This window comes from Enterococcus sp. DIV2385 (genome assembly GCF_051711925.1).
Classification (GTDB): Bacteria; Bacillota; Bacilli; order Lactobacillales; family Enterococcaceae; genus Enterococcus; species Enterococcus faecalis.
This window is the reverse complement of record NZ_JBIONV010000001.1, coordinates 1,617,863-1,632,012: the sequence shown is the minus strand read 5'-3', so window position 1 is coordinate 1,632,012 and position 14,150 is coordinate 1,617,863. Positions and strand designations below refer to the sequence as shown.

Annotated in this window: 17 protein-coding genes; 9 read left to right on the top strand and 8 right to left on the bottom strand. The window is 35.6% G+C overall.

Annotated elements, in window-relative coordinates; all coding sequences use genetic code 11:
- Positions 1-13: 13 nt before the first annotated feature.
- The 3 genes from IGM04_RS07990 to IGM04_RS07980 form a co-directional block, all read right to left on the bottom strand.
- Positions 14-1,417 carry a PTS galactitol transporter subunit IIC gene (locus tag IGM04_RS07990; RefSeq protein WP_002357183.1) on the bottom strand — a complete coding sequence of 468 codons (1,404 nt, stop codon included), beginning with the start codon at positions 1,415-1,417 and terminating at the stop codon, positions 14-16.
- A 94-nt stretch (positions 1,418-1,511) separates the two neighbouring features.
- A complete protein-coding gene (locus IGM04_RS07985; protein ID WP_002357185.1) occupies positions 1,512-1,814 on the bottom strand; it encodes a PTS fructose transporter subunit IIB in 303 nt (100 codons plus the stop codon).
- A 1-nt stretch (position 1,815) separates the two neighbouring features.
- Positions 1,816-2,310, bottom strand: a complete 495-nt coding sequence (locus IGM04_RS07980) for a PTS sugar transporter subunit IIA (protein ID WP_086317958.1) — start codon at positions 2,308-2,310, stop codon at positions 1,816-1,818.
- A gap of 222 nt (positions 2,311-2,532) precedes the next feature.
- Here IGM04_RS07980 and lacA point away from each other — a divergent pair, with 222 nt between their 5' ends.
- Positions 2,533-2,961, top strand: coding sequence for a galactose-6-phosphate isomerase subunit LacA (lacA, locus tag IGM04_RS07975; protein ID WP_002357188.1), 429 nt, complete (start codon positions 2,533-2,535; stop codon positions 2,959-2,961).
- 25 nt (positions 2,962-2,986) lie between these two features.
- Entirely contained in the window at positions 2,987-3,502 is a 516-nt protein-coding gene (gene lacB / locus IGM04_RS07970) for a galactose-6-phosphate isomerase subunit LacB (protein ID WP_002374591.1), read from the top strand.
- 245 nt (positions 3,503-3,747) lie between these two features.
- Here lacB and IGM04_RS07965 read toward each other — a convergent pair whose 3' ends face one another.
- Positions 3,748-4,035: a hypothetical protein gene (locus IGM04_RS07965; RefSeq protein WP_086317957.1), complete on the bottom strand. Its 288-nt coding sequence runs from the start codon at positions 4,033-4,035 to the stop codon at positions 3,748-3,750.
- Between the two features lie 580 nt (positions 4,036-4,615).
- Between IGM04_RS07965 and IGM04_RS07960 the strand changes: the two genes are divergently transcribed.
- Genes IGM04_RS07960 through IGM04_RS07945 form a run of 4 tightly spaced genes read left to right on the top strand, consistent with a single transcriptional unit; the run spans position 4,616 to position 7,288 of the window.
- Positions 4,616-5,047 carry a PTS sugar transporter subunit IIA gene (locus tag IGM04_RS07960; protein ID WP_086317956.1) on the top strand — a complete coding sequence of 144 codons (432 nt, stop codon included), beginning with the start codon at positions 4,616-4,618 and terminating at the stop codon, positions 5,045-5,047.
- A gap of 14 nt (positions 5,048-5,061) precedes the next feature.
- Entirely contained in the window at positions 5,062-5,559 is a 498-nt protein-coding gene (locus tag IGM04_RS07955; RefSeq protein WP_086317955.1) for a PTS system mannose/fructose/N-acetylgalactosamine-transporter subunit IIB, read from the top strand.
- 33 nt (positions 5,560-5,592) lie between these two features.
- Positions 5,593-6,444, top strand: coding sequence for a PTS mannose/fructose/sorbose/N-acetylgalactosamine transporter subunit IIC (locus IGM04_RS07950; RefSeq protein WP_002357194.1), 852 nt, complete (start codon positions 5,593-5,595; stop codon positions 6,442-6,444).
- Complete coding sequence (locus IGM04_RS07945) at positions 6,419-7,288, top strand: PTS system mannose/fructose/sorbose family transporter subunit IID (RefSeq protein WP_002401402.1); 870 nt, start codon at positions 6,419-6,421, stop codon at positions 7,286-7,288. Before IGM04_RS07950 ends, IGM04_RS07945 begins: the two co-directional genes overlap by 26 nt.
- Positions 7,289-7,491: 203 nt before the next feature.
- Here the strand turns inward: IGM04_RS07945 and larD are convergent, their stop codons facing one another.
- Genes larD through larA form a run of 4 tightly spaced genes read right to left on the bottom strand, consistent with a single transcriptional unit; the run spans position 7,492 to position 11,543 of the window.
- Complete coding sequence (gene larD / locus IGM04_RS07940; RefSeq protein WP_086317954.1) at positions 7,492-8,202, bottom strand: D/L-lactic acid transporter LarD; 711 nt, start codon at positions 8,200-8,202, stop codon at positions 7,492-7,494.
- A 14-nt stretch (positions 8,203-8,216) separates the two neighbouring features.
- Complete coding sequence (gene larC / locus IGM04_RS07935; protein WP_086317953.1) at positions 8,217-9,491, bottom strand: nickel pincer cofactor biosynthesis protein LarC; 1,275 nt, start codon at positions 9,489-9,491, stop codon at positions 8,217-8,219.
- The gene (gene larB, locus IGM04_RS07930) at positions 9,488-10,231 is read right to left on the bottom strand and encodes a nickel pincer cofactor biosynthesis protein LarB (RefSeq protein ID WP_002379543.1); all 744 of its coding nucleotides are present in this window, start codon (positions 10,229-10,231) and stop codon (positions 9,488-9,490) included. Before larB ends, larC begins: the two co-directional genes overlap by 4 nt.
- Positions 10,232-10,268: 37 nt before the next feature.
- Positions 10,269-11,543, bottom strand: coding sequence for a nickel-dependent lactate racemase (gene larA / locus IGM04_RS07925; RefSeq protein ID WP_002361999.1), 1,275 nt, complete (start codon positions 11,541-11,543; stop codon positions 10,269-10,271).
- 159 nt (positions 11,544-11,702) lie between these two features.
- On the opposite strand from larA, the gene IGM04_RS07920 reads away from it, so the two are divergent.
- Genes IGM04_RS07920 through IGM04_RS07910 form a run of 3 tightly spaced genes read left to right on the top strand, consistent with a single transcriptional unit; the run spans position 11,703 to position 14,149 of the window.
- On the top strand, positions 11,703-12,359 hold the full coding sequence (locus IGM04_RS07920) for a Crp/Fnr family transcriptional regulator (RefSeq protein WP_010710262.1): 657 nt from the start codon (positions 11,703-11,705) through the stop codon (positions 12,357-12,359).
- Positions 12,360-12,377: 18 nt separating this feature from the next.
- Positions 12,378-13,364, top strand: a complete 987-nt coding sequence (gene cbiM / locus IGM04_RS07915) for a cobalt transporter CbiM (protein ID WP_002361997.1) — start codon at positions 12,378-12,380, stop codon at positions 13,362-13,364.
- Positions 13,364-14,149 (top strand): energy-coupling factor transporter transmembrane component T family protein, encoded by a 786-nt coding sequence (locus IGM04_RS07910; RefSeq protein ID WP_010819448.1) that lies wholly within the window; start codon positions 13,364-13,366, stop codon positions 14,147-14,149. The genes cbiM and IGM04_RS07910 overlap by 1 nt, the downstream gene beginning before the upstream one ends.
- The last annotated feature ends 1 nt before the right edge of the window (position 14,150 follow it).

The window sequence follows — 14,150 nt, the reverse complement described above, 5'->3', positions numbered from 1 at the left end:
TTTTTAGTTTCCCTTATTGAGCTTTTTGAGCATAAATAATATTTCGCTTCTTCATTTGTTTTGCATACCAAATGAAAATCAGTAGATAGGCGACTAGCGCCAGACATGCGTATAAAATAAATTCGAGTTGACCTTGTGATGCATTGCCGACTAAGTATCCTAAGAATTTTTCCATTGGCCCTTCCATGGTAGTATGTGAAATTAAAGTATTATTATTTAGACCCGCTGGGAAAGCGCCAACTTTTTTTGCGGTTTCGGTAACGAACGGTGCAATTAGGGTACCAGACCATAAGAACAAAGGTAATTCGATTGCTCCAATGATAATCATTCGGATGAGTTTACCTCTTGTAACTACTAGTAGAGCAGGGGTTACACCCATTGCAATAATTCCGCCAAGTGGTAAAAGTTTATTGCCAGGTAGGACAATGGCTTCTAATAGCATAATTGGAGCCAATACGTTAGCTGCTGCCCAGATTTCAGCACGACCAGCTAAGAAAGGCCAATCTAAACCAATATTAAGTGTACGCCCTTTTAATTTATTCGAAGCAAAATCAGTAATCCCTTGGGATAAAGGCTCAACTGCAGCGATAAACCAAGTTCCAATTAAAGAGAATAGTTCCAAACAGACTGCAGCCGTAAAGGATAGAGAAAAAATTTGCGTGGGTGTTTGGCCAGCTAAAAGACCCACAAAAATCCCTAAGTAAATCCCGATGGCAAATTTTGATCCCCAAAAGCCAATTTTACTATTCAATTTGGCAGCGTCAAAATCGTATTTGTCTAACCAAGGAAAAAGCTTATCAAAAATTTTATCAAAAACCATAATGATTGGGTTCATCATATAGTTCATATGTGTGGTAGTCATAGGATTGGTATCTGGGGCATTAAGTAAATCGTTAAACGTTGGTTTCATTAAGTCAGAATTGATAATTTTTAAAACACCTATGAAAATAACTAAGATTGTTGCAATTATTAAGTTTGCGCCACAAAAAATAGCAAATAAACCAACAATCGATAGATGCCAAATGTCGAAAATATCCACATCTAATGTGTTTGTTTTATTTAGAATTAACATAATGACATTGACAATCACCATAATTAAAAGAAAGTAAAGGGTGTAAGGAGATCCCCAAGTGATGGTGGCTAAAGGTGCCCAACCAACATCAGTAATATTTAAAGAAATTCCTGTACGTTCTACGAAAGAGGCCATTGCATCTGAGAAAGCAGTAGTTAAAATTCCTATAATAGCACTGATACCAGTTAAAGCAATTCCTAGTTTAAGACCACCTTCTAATGCGCGAGTGGGTTTTACCTTAAAACAAAGGGCAATCAGTGTTAAAACAATAGTCATTAAAGGAGCAGCACCTAAATCAATTAAAGGTTTAAAAATTGTATTTGCTAGGTCAATAATCGTATTCATTTATTTTCTCCTTCATAAGCTAAGATAACAAAATTTTTATCTTAGTTTTGTTATTGTTGACAGTGAAGCGTAAGTAATTAGTCTAAAAAGGAAATCATTTGTTTAAAGAGTGAATGATACTTTCCATTTGTTGATAAACAGGTTCAGCCATTGCTGGAATTCGATAAAGAATTGCGCCTGCATCAACTACAGGAATCGTGATTGGGAAACCCAAATCTGTTTTGGCGATTTGGGCGAAAATATCATAATGGGATAGCATCTCTTGATTAATATCTTTAATCATTACGGCATCGCAAGAAACTTGGTAGCCTCTTTTAGATAATTCTGTTTCTAATGCAGATTTGATTTGATGGCTAGAGTTTACCCCAGCCCCACATGCAGCTAAAATTTTGATCATGTTAAATCTCTCCTTTAAAATTTTTTTGTAAAAAACGATAAACTTCTTCTTTATCTTCAAATTGAAAAAAAGCCAATAGTGATGAACGGTCTGTCGTGTTAATAAAATCCATGATAGTCGCTAAAAGACCCGTTTGTTCAATACCGTTTTCATTTAAAATCATGAAAAGAAAGGAAACAGAGAGCGTTTCATCTGGGATAATCATGTTATGAAATGATAAGGATTGTTTCAATTTAATCGGGATAATTCTTGTCGTCCGTACAAAGGTACTTTCGGTATGCGGAATGGCGATATTCGGTAGTGCAGGATCAATCGGTGTTAAACTTAAACCAGTCGGATAGTTGTGTTCTCGTTCCAATAAATTAGTTAGAAAATCAGGTGTAACTAATTTCTTTTTTAACAAGTCTAAATAAACTTCTTCAAAAATTTCTTCTTGTGTTTTTTTGTTTGAAATATAGGTAGTATCTAATGAAAAAATCGATGTTTTAATAACCATAGAACCCCTCGTTTCTTTAATATATTATTATTTATTTACAAGTATAATATAAAACGCTTTCAAAAAGATGTCAACACAATATTAAACAATAATAAACAAAAAAGAAAATAAATGTTGAATAAAGTTCGATATTGTTTTATTATGTTTTCGAGAAGGGGATTTGAGTTTAAAGAAAGGGACAGAATTTTAATAGTAGATACACGAGGTAAGGAGGAAAATAAAATGCGCGTCATACTTGGTTCAGATTTAGATGGAATAAAATTAAAAGCAGAAATGAAACAATATTTATTGCAAGAAAAAGTTGAGGTAATCGATAAAAGTGAAAGTGCTTCGGAAGACTTTATAGAAGCAACGCTTGCTGTTGCTCATGAAGTTTTAAAGGATACTGAAAGTTTAGGAATCGTTTTTGATGGTTATGGGGCAGGTAGTTTTATGACTGCTGCTAAAATTAAAGGAATGATTGTCGCTGAGTTGTCAGATGAGCGTTCTGCATATATGGCGCGAGAACACAACAATGCTCGGATGATCACGGTGGGTGCAAAAATTGTTGGAACGGAACTAGCCAAAAACATAATAAAAGAATTCTTAACAGGTCATTATGCAGGCGGGCGTCATCAAATACGTGTAGATATGTTAAATAAAATGGCTTAACAAATAATAGAAAGGAAGCGTTTTTATGAAAATTGCCATTGGTTGTGATCATATTGTGACGGATACCAAAATAGCAGTTTCTGATTTTTTGAAAGCAAAGGGATATGAAATTTTAGATGTAGGCACGTATGATTTTACTCGAACTCACTATCCTATTTTCGGAAAAAAAGTGGGAGAAGCCGTAATGAGCAATCAGGCTGATTTGGGTATATGTATTTGCGGAACAGGCGTTGGAATTAACAATGCGGTTAACAAAGTGCCGGGTATCCGTTCTGCTTTAGTTCGCGATATGACTACAGCGTTGTATGCGAAAGAGGAATTGAACGCAAATGTTATTGGTTTCGGTGGGAAAATAACAGGAGAATTCTTGATCTGTGATATCGCTGCTGCCTTTATTGAAGCACACTATCATCCAACAGAAGACAACGAACAACTAATTGAAAAAATTAATCAAGTTGAAAAACAACATCCAGAACAACAAGATGCGCACTTTTTCGATGAATTTTTAGATAAATGGCAACGAGGAGTCTATCACGATTAGTACGTAATCAATGAGGGTTATTTGAGAAAGCGGTCTTAAATAATAATCATTGGTATTTGAGTTAAATTCCCCTTCATTAATTTTTATTGCTGTTTTAACGTAGCACTGTAAAGAGCATTATCAAGAAAAAGAAGTAACAAAGGAACAAATTGAAGGCTATACAGGTAACCATAAAAAGTACACGAGAAAAGAACTCGTGTACTTTTTATGGTTTCGCTGCTTGTTTTATTTTAGTAATTATTTTTCTATAAAAATAGTCCCAGAATTATTAAAATAATCCCGATAACTAAACTGCCGATGCCAGAAGCCATACCATATTTTTTACCTAAATTTATATCAGTAGTATTTTTAGGAATCAAGTTTGAGAAAAAATAAAATTTTTTTACCAAGATTAGATATGCAACAAGTAAAAGTAATAATCCTAAGAGAAGATAACTAAGATTTTCAGCTAATAAATCTAGATGAGCTAATAACAATATCCCCAAAAAGAGGCCTACCAATCCATATTTCATCGTTTTTTCTTTTGCTGACATATAAATATCCCTACTTTACTTTTTAATTTATTAAGAGCATAAAACCATAGATTCGATATAAGTTCATTTTGTTGTATCCAAAAGAGGATGACCTGGAATGACCTATATAATTAGAAAATTGGAGTGATATATAGTTATTTTACCATAGCTTAAATGAGTTGATTAACTCCGAATAATGTACAACTATGTACACCTATTGTGGGTGGAATGTGTGTTGGGACTTTGCTAACCTAATAGTTGAAAAAATGAATCAATAAATTTAGAAAAGGGACTATTCAAAAGCAACTTTTTTGGGAATTGCTATATTATTTATTTTTTTAAGCGTAATCAACTAAATGTTTTTATGGATAAAGAAAGTCATTGTTCCTTGTCATCAAGCTACAACAGCCAAATTCATTAGAACTTTTTTAGTGAATGACTTTAATTTTAGAAAGGTACTGTTGTTAAACATTCATGCTATCAAAGGAGTGTGAGGCGAACGAAGCAAGTATTTTCATTTTATAAAAGTTGTATTATGGACTCTTAAAAAGAGGTGATTTAAAAAAATTTGAAGTGGAAATGTTAAGAAAGGTGAGAGGAAATGACTTATTTAGTTCTGGTCAGTCATGGCGATTTTGCTAGAGGGTTAAAAAATTCATTAGGGATGTTTGCTGGCGATGAGATAGAGACAGTCAGAGTGTTTGGCTTACAACCTGGTGAATCTACCGATAATTTTGGTAATCGGTTTCTTTGTGAAGTTGAAAAATTACCGCAGGAAACGAGGCTAATCGTTTTGGCTGATATTGTAGGCGGGAGTCCACTTGCTACTATTTGTAAAGTATTAGATAAGCAAAAAATGCTAGAAAATTCTCTGATTGTTGGAGGAGTGAATTTTCCAATGGCTTTAAATGCGCTTCTATTGAAAGAAACTAGTGAATTATCTGATTTGAAAAAAATGATAGTAGCAGATGCTTGTCATGGTATTAGAGAGTTAACTGTAACTGAAGACGATGTAACTGAAGAGGATATCTAAAGGAGAAGATGAACATGTCAATTTCTTTTGTTCGAATCGATGATCGAATGATTCATGGCTTAATTACTTTACGTTGGACTAAAGAAATGCCTTGTGATGGCATTATAGCTGTGAATGACAAAGCAGCAAGTAACCCTATTTTAAAGGAGGCATATAAAGCAGCTGCACAAGATAAAAAAACCTTTATTTGGACAATGGCGCATTTTTTTGATGTAAAGGATAAAGTATTAGCGTCTAAGTCAAAATACTTTTTGATTACAAAGAGCCCTTTGGATATGAAAAAAATTTTGGTGGATTGGCATTTTGTTCCAAGTGAAGTAAAAATGATTAATGTTGGACCGGGGAATGATCGCGAAGGGACAATTAAATTAGGGGATAACCAATCCTTTACAGCAGAAGAAGCAGCGGCTTTTGAAGAAATTGAAAATGCTGGTTACAAAGTGGATTTTGCCTTGTTACCTGATCAACGAATTGGTTCTTGGGCGCATTTTAAAGCTAAATTTGGTTACTGATTCTAGAAGTTTTGAAAAGAGGAGAGTAGTATTATGACAATCAACTGGATACAAGCGGCTATTTTAGGCCTATTTGCTTGTCTGTGTTCAAATTCTTGTATGGCTGGACAAGCGGTGGGAAATTATACGATTGGGCGTCCTTTAGTCGGCGGATTAGTTTGTGGCATTATTTTAGGAGATTTAAAATTAGGAATCGCTTGTGGCGTAGCAATGCAATTAGTTTACATTGCTTTGGTCACACCTGGAGGCACAGTGTCTGCTGATGTGCGGGCAATTTCATATATCGGGATTCCTTTGGCGATGGTGGCGATTTCGACCAAAGGGTTAGATCCACTTGGCGGCTCTGCAGCCGACCTGGCTAAATCGGTCGGCACATTAGTTGGAACGATCGGAACGGTATTATTTTATTCTGTTGCTGCGTTAAATTTAGTTTGGCAATCGTTTGGTTGGAAAGATATAAAAAAAGGCAAGCTTGATCATTTATATGCCATTAATTTTGGTTGGCCGTGGATTTCTCATCTACTTTTTTCCTTTTTGCCAACCGTGATTTTAACCTATTTTGGGGCTACGGCTGTTACAGCAATGAGAGATGCATTACCTATGGATGGTCTTGCAATGAAAACGCTTTTTACTGTAGGTGGCATGCTTCCGTGTGTGGGAATTGCAATTTTGTTACGTCAAATTGTTAATAAGAACATTGATTTTGTACCTTTTTTTGTAGGGTTCACATTAGCTGCTTCATTAAAACTCAATTTAGTCTCAATAACGATTATTGCGCTTCTTTTTGCTGTAATTTTTTATAAAATTGCTTTGATTAAAAACAATACTAAACTGGTTGATTCAACAGGAAGTCTGACGAATGATGATGAAGAGGAGGACATATGAGATGGAAGAGTTGAAAGCAAATAAATTAGACCAAAAAACGTTAAAGCATTCTTTTCATTTATGGTTTTGGGGAGCGTTAACTTGTTTTTCACAACAGCATATGCAAACCTTCGGCTATCTTTCTTCAATGCTTCCTATTATCAAAAAACTTTATCCAAAACATGAAGACCAAGTGAAAGCCATTCAAGCATATACAGCTTTTTTTAACACAAATCCAATGCTTGGAACGGTCATTGTTGGTGTGACTGCTAGTATGGAAGAGGCTAGAGCAAGTAAGAATGAAATTGATGGAGAAACCATTAATGATATGAGGGCAGGATTAATGGGACCAATTGCAGGGATTGGCGATTCATTAGTTGATGGTACCTTAATTCCTATCTTGTTAGGAATTTCCTTAGGAATGTCCACGGGCGGTTCGCCAATTGGTGCCATATTTTATATTATTGTTTGGACGTTAATTTCCTATTTTGGCCAACGCTTTTTGTATTTTAGAGGCTATCATTTTGGCGATAAAGCAGTAAGTTTCTTAGTTGGGAAAGAAGGAGCCGCCGTTAGAGTTGCTATCGGAGTTGTTGGTAGTATGGTTGTCGGTGGGGTCCTTGCATCTTGGGTAAATGTGACTACTTCTTTTAAATTAATAGGTGCTGACGGAAAAGTTTTCCTTAAACTGCAAGATAAAATTGACAGTATTTATCCAGGATTATTAACGATACTTGTTACCTTGTTTTGTTGGTGGTTAATGTCCAAAAAACATGTTTCCGCTATTTGGACGATGCTTATTTTAGTTGTTATTTCTCTCGTTGGCGTTTTATTAGGTGTTTTCAATCCAGGATTAACTTACTGAACAATCACCAAAAAGGACTCTAACTGTTAGAGCAAACTGGCTTTTGCAGAAAATCGATGACGAAAAAGCTAATAAATTAAATTCTTACTCTCTAAGACACAGAAAAAATCTTGTGATTAAAATAAAAATATATAAAATAGAAGAAATTTAGAGACTAGCTTCTATTTTATATATTTTTTTGTTTTAGAAATTTAGTTGGTTTATTAGAATTTTAGGAAAAATTTTACGAAAAGTGTCGCAAAAATGGCTCCTAAAAACGGTGCAGTTCCGGGAACAATCAACCCATATTGCCAATCATTATTGGTTTTATTTTTGATTGGTAAAAGTTGATAGGCGATACGAGGACCTAAATCACGTGCTTGATTCATTGCGAATCCTGTAGTACCACCTAGCCCCATGCCGATTGCCCAAACAAGCAAACCAACAGCAATGGGTAGTTGTGTTTCGTAGGAATGTGCAATCGCTAAAATAGATGTTAAAAAAATGAACGTTGCAAAAGTTTCAACAAAATAGTTTCTTGGTAAATTTCGTTGGTTCGGATTTGTAGAAAAAATATTACGAATGGCGATTGGATCGACACTATCGGCGGATAGCTTGAAATGATCAGCATACATAATATAAACAATGACGGCGCCACAAATGCCGCCTAACATTTCAGCGATGACATAGGGAATGAAGTAAGACCATGGAATCATTCCTAAAATAGCTTGAGCGAGGGCCATTGCTGGATTAATACAGACTCTGCCAAAGACGAACAGAACAACAGAGATTCCAAAAGCCCAAGTAGTGATTGCAAACATGTGACCAGAACCAGCGTATTTTGTTCGTTTTAGGACATCGTCGCAGTGAACACCTACCCCAAATACGATCATTAATGCAGTTCCCATAAATTCTGATAAGATATGATGAAACATAAGATAAAGCTCCTTTAATCAATAGTTTTGTTATTTAATGTTTGGACGAGGCGATAGACTTCCTCGATTGTAAAATTATATTGTTTAGCAATTCGTTCACAATCTTGGTATTCAATAGACTCTTTCAATAGGCCATGATAATGATTTTTTTTAATATGGACCTTACCAAAAGGTGTTTCCAAGATTTTGAAAGAACGGTCCATCACACTACGTTCCATTGTTTGAAAACGTACACCAATTGTAGAAGTATGTTTAAAGAGTAGTTCTGTAAAATATTCTTTTTCTTCTGTTGTTGTTAAAACCGTTAATAGAATGGCACTTCGGTTTTTTTTCATATGAATGGGCGTGAAAAAAACATCTAGAGCACCATGTTCCAATAATAGATCCATTACGTAACCTAACTGTTCAGGTGTTTGATTGTCTATATTTGTTTCAATTTTTAAGACTTGGTCATGGTGTTCTGTCCTCTTTTTTTTACTATGTGTTTCAGTAAAGATTGATCCTCTGAGGGCATTGAACTTGCCTGTTTCCCGTTTGCCAAATCCGTAACCTATTTTTTCAATTAATCGTTGTTCTGGTGCGACAAATAGAGGACTAAGTTCTTTAAAAATAGCTAAGCCAGTCGGTGTGACAAGTTCAGTTTTTATCTCAAAGTCTTGTTGAATGATTAAATTCGTTTCTTTACGTAATTCCATCACCGCAGGAACTGGTATTGGCATGACTCCATGGGCAATTGTGATAGTACCACTTCCATCTGTAATTGGCGTTGAATAGACTTGTTCAATCTCTAACTGTTCCCATAGGATAAAAAAGCCAACGATGTCAACAATTGAATCAATTGCTCCTACTTCATGAAAATGAATAGTGTCAATTGTTTGTTGATGCACAGCAGCTTCAGCTTTTGCAATGTCATAGAAAACATTTTTACTATGTTTTTTTACAAAATTGGACAAGTCGCTTTTTTCAATTAATGTATAAATATCTTTTAAATTTCTAGAATGGCTATGATGATGTGCATGTTCTTTCGTTTCATGATGTTCATTTTCGTGGTGAGGAGAGAGACTGTGTTTTATACCGTAATCCTTTTTTCCATGTTGTAGGAGAACATCGAAATCTGTTCCGTAAATACAACTTTTAGCAATTCGTTGGGCTTGAATGGTGAACCCATCGATGGGAAGTTTTTTTAATTCGATTAACAGTTTGTTTAAATCCCCGCCTAAGTCAAGCAACAATCCATTTAACATATCACCACTAAGACCAGAAAATGGTTCTAAAAATAAGCTTTTCATAGTGAAGACTCCTTTATTTGATTAATCATACTTGCATTATAAGCGGCACCAAACCCGTTATCTATGTTGACTACACTAACGCCAGAGGAACAACTATTTAGCATTCCTAAAAGAGCAGTCAGTCCTTGGAAATTGCTGCCGTAGCCTATGCTAGTAGGGACGGCAATCACTGGCACGCTAACTAGTCCGCCTAACACGGACACCAGTGCGCCTTCCATGCCTGCAATCACAATAACCACCGAAGCCTGTTGAATCTCATCTAGGTGAGCGAACAAACGATGAATGCCAGAAACGCCTACATCATAGATACGTTTTATTTGATTCCCGAAAGTTTCTGCAGTGATTGCTGCTTCTTCAGCAACGGACATGTCTGACGTTCCAGCAGTAACTATCGCAATATAGTTTTTTGTTGTAGTCTCCATTTGGTTGATAACGAAACAACGTGCAAGTTCATAGTAGGTTCCATGAGGAAAGTTCGACTCTAAAGGCTGGGCTTTTTGTTGTGAAACGCGAGTAACTAAGATTGTATTGTTTTCTTTTCTTAAGCTATTGATAATTTTGATGAGTTGCTCAATTGTTTTCCCTTCCCCATAAACGACTTCTGGATACCCAGTTCTTTCTTTGCGCTGCGTATCAATTTTTGCAAAGTCTAATTCGCAAAAGCCATTTAATTTGTTTGTTGCTTCTTCTAAAGATAATTTTCCCTCTTTAAAAGCTCCTAAAATTTCTTTCGGTTGCATAATACAACGCTCCTTATTCCTGATTTCTCAAGGATCATTATTCTACAATGACAGACAAGCCATCTCGAATCACAGTCACTTTTGCATTTAGACCTTCTCTTTCAAATGCTCGCTCTAATGCTTCATCAAACGTTTTTGCTATTTCCATATGCATCGAAGTGATAAGCTCAGGATCAACAAGATCTGAAACAAAAATTATATGATGATGAACTAAAATTCGCGCTAAAATTTGCGAAGTCCATTGATCTGGCACGGTTTCTAATCGTGGTGTATGGATGGCTGCTTCTAAAAATTCGTTTGGATTTTTAACATTGGCAATATTTTCATAAAAACCTTCACCACCGTGACCATCACGACATCCAGCGACCATAATAATGACACCGCCGTCTTTATTGGTTGCTTCTGCAGCGGTCATCCCTTTAACTGCTTGATAAATGTTTTGATCAAGTGGAAATCCGCCATTCGTTGAAACCGCAATGTCGCAAGGTATTTTTTTGACACGGGCAATTTCTTTTACAAAGTTACAACCAACTTTATGCGCTTCAACCATATCGCCTGCAAAGGAACCAATAATTTTTTTGTCACCATCTAAAACGACATTAACAATAAAAGCTAGATTCGCTTTAGCGGCAGCGTAGACCATGTCATTATGAATCGGATTATCCGTTAAATTTCCTGTCCGTGAGTTGGAGGAATCAATAAATTCTCCAGAATGGTTAGCCATGATGGTTTTATAAGAAGCAATTCCAGGTAAAACAGATTTACGTCCACCAGAAAATCCTGCAAAAAAGTGTGATTCAATAAACCCTTCGGCCAGCAGTAAATCTGCTTCTGCTGCAATGCGATTAATGATACAATCGCCCCCTGAAGGTAGTTGACCGATTTTGACCATTGAGGAATCATCAGTAGAGATATGCATAACGATTTCTTCATTCTCTACAATCGCTTTACCATATTTGCTAATCAGTTCTTCTCGTGTAGAAGGGCGATGAAAGCCTGTAGCAACTAAAATCCGGATTCTAGCTGTTTTGTTCACTGAACGAATTCTACGCAAAATAATTGGGGTGATAATATGTGAAGGAACGGGACGTGTGTGATCGGAACTAATGAGGACAATGTCTTTTTTACCCTTAGCTAATTCTTCTAATGGAAGGCTTCCAATAGGATTGTCCAGCGATTTTTCGACTGTTTCTTTCTCAGTATATGGATTTGAAAAATGTTCAGCTTTTGATTCGAGAAGCCCAATAAAATTTTTATCGGGAATTCTTGCAGTAATCATTTTCTTGTCATAAGGTAGGTTAATTTCTACCATAGCAATCATCTCCTAAGTAATATTTTACGAGACTAAGTATAATGAAATTTAGGAATCACACAGTCCTTATTGTGGGTAACATTTGCTAACAAAAGGTTGGTGAGAGTGTTTATAATAGTTAACGAATCAAACAGAAACTTAGTCAAAGGAGTGACAATTATGGAGTCAGATTATCTTACAGCTTTCTTAGATAGAAAGAAGACACCGATTATCAAAAAAAAACGCCATACTTATCTCGCTTATCATGGATTGGAGGAAGCGTACACCTATGTATTAAAGAAAGGGGTCGTTAAGACGAGTATTATTTTAAAGGATGGAAGAGAATTTAATCTGTCGTATATTGTGTCTCCTGACATTATTTCATTGTTACGTGATGAAGTATCAAATTATACATCTGCTCCTTTTAATATCCGCATTGAGTCGGAAGAGGCTAGCTTTTATCGGATACCAAGGACTGTATTTTGGGAATATGTTAAAGAAGATGCTGTTCTTCAAGATTATGTACGGGATTACTACCGAGCAAAATTATCGGAGAGTATTAGTTCCTTACAGAATATGACAATGAATGGTAAGAAAGGGGCTGTTTGTACTTTTATTTACCAATTAATTGATTTGTTTGGTGTACAGACAGAGGAAGGAATATTAATTGATTTTCAAGTAACTAATGAGGATATTGCGGGGTTTTGCGGGATTTCAACGAGAAATAGCGTAAACCGAATTATCCATGATTTAAAAGAGGAAAAAGTCATCGATATCAAAAAACAAAAAATTGTGATTTACGATCAAAGTTATTTAGCTGATTATATTGATCGATAAGATAGGAGTCTGACGAACATGCATATTCCAGAAAATTATTTAAGCCCACAAACTTGCGCAGTGATGGGCGCGATTATGGTACCTGTCTGGTACCGCGCGGTAAAAAAAGTTGACGTTCAAATTAAATTAAAAAAAGATACAGGGACCATGTTAGGGATTTCCTCCTCCTTGTCATTTTTAATAATGATGTTTAATTTGCCAGTACCTGGTGGAACAACTGCGCACGCTGTTGGGGCTGTTCTCATCGCATTATTGATGGGACCTTGGGCCGCGACGCTGTCTGTTTCGGTGGCTTTACTATTACAGGCTTGTTTATTTGGTGATGGTGGTATATTAGCTTTTGGTGCAAACGCCTTTTCTATGGCGTTTGTGATGCCATTCGTGGGATATGGAGTTTATAAGCTAGTTACGCGTGTAAAAAAATTTGAAACAATGGGTCTTTTCTTAGCTGGGTATCTTGGTGTAAATGTGGCGGCATTTTCTACTTCTGTATTATTAGGTATCCAACCCTTACTATTCCATGAAGCGAATGGTACGCCACTTTATAACCCATATGGTCTTTCTATAACTATACCAGCAATGATGAGTGTCCATCTGTTAGTAATAGGGATTGTTGAAGGTCTCTTCACCGTGTGTGTCTATAATTTTGTAAAAAGTGTGTCAAAAGATGCAATTTTTATCGAAGAAAAGAAGAAAAGGACTCCGTTGTTGCGATTAAAGAGACTGTTATTGGTCATGGTAATTTTATGTCCATTAGGTTTGATTGATCATGCCACCGCTTGGGGTGAATGGGATTTATCTGAATTAGTCAAGAATTTAAAACAGAATCATTTGCCTGCGGTACAACCAAAAGGTATGGTGAATGGTTTTTCATTTCATGCACTTTTCAGTGATTACTTTATTCCAGGACTGCCATTAGCACTTGGCTATATTTTAAGTGGCGTAACAGCCATAATCGTTTTTTTACTCATTTTTCGTTTATTTAATGGAAGAAGGCAAAGTTGATGCCTGAATGGATGAAAGAATCTTCCACGTCCTTTGAACCTAATAAAAAAGAAACCTTTATGCTTAAAAATCGAAAAGGAATCCTTTTTTTATTAAATAAATTTCAGGTGAGTGGGAAACGCAATAAGACTATTCTCAGTGATATACACCCAGCAATTCAACTGATCAGTACTTTTTTACTAATTGTTTTAATCAGCACAACACAAAAAGTTCTTGTTTTGTGGCTCTTAGGCATCTACCTAGGCATGTTACTTTTAGTTGAAAAACCAACTATTCTACGAAACATTGTCAAAAAAGCTAGTATCCTCATTTTGATGCCGCTGATTATCTATTTACCGATCTTTTTTTTAGGTCAATTTAGTTTATTATTTATTGTTCATTTGTTTTTTTTAGCCATAGCGATTAGTCAATATATGGAAACAACCAACATGAATCAATTTATAGCAGCATTAAAAATCTTTCATTTTCCGAATATAATACTTTTACAATTAGATATTACGATTAAATATATCTTTTTCTTTGGAAATCTCTTAATCCAACTGCTTGCCGCTGTAGAAGCTAGAGCAGTTGGTGGGAATATCCAGTTGAGTACGGGTAGTAATTTAATCAGTCTTATTTCTTTAAAATCTTTTACGTATGGGAAAAAGTTGGACATGGTGATGGAAGCAAGAGGATATACTGGTCAATATTATCGAGTAAAGCAACCATTAAAAACGAAAGATTTTTTGGTTAGTATTGCCTATCTTTTATTTTTCGGGGGGTTGCTTTATTTAGGGAGGAACTAAT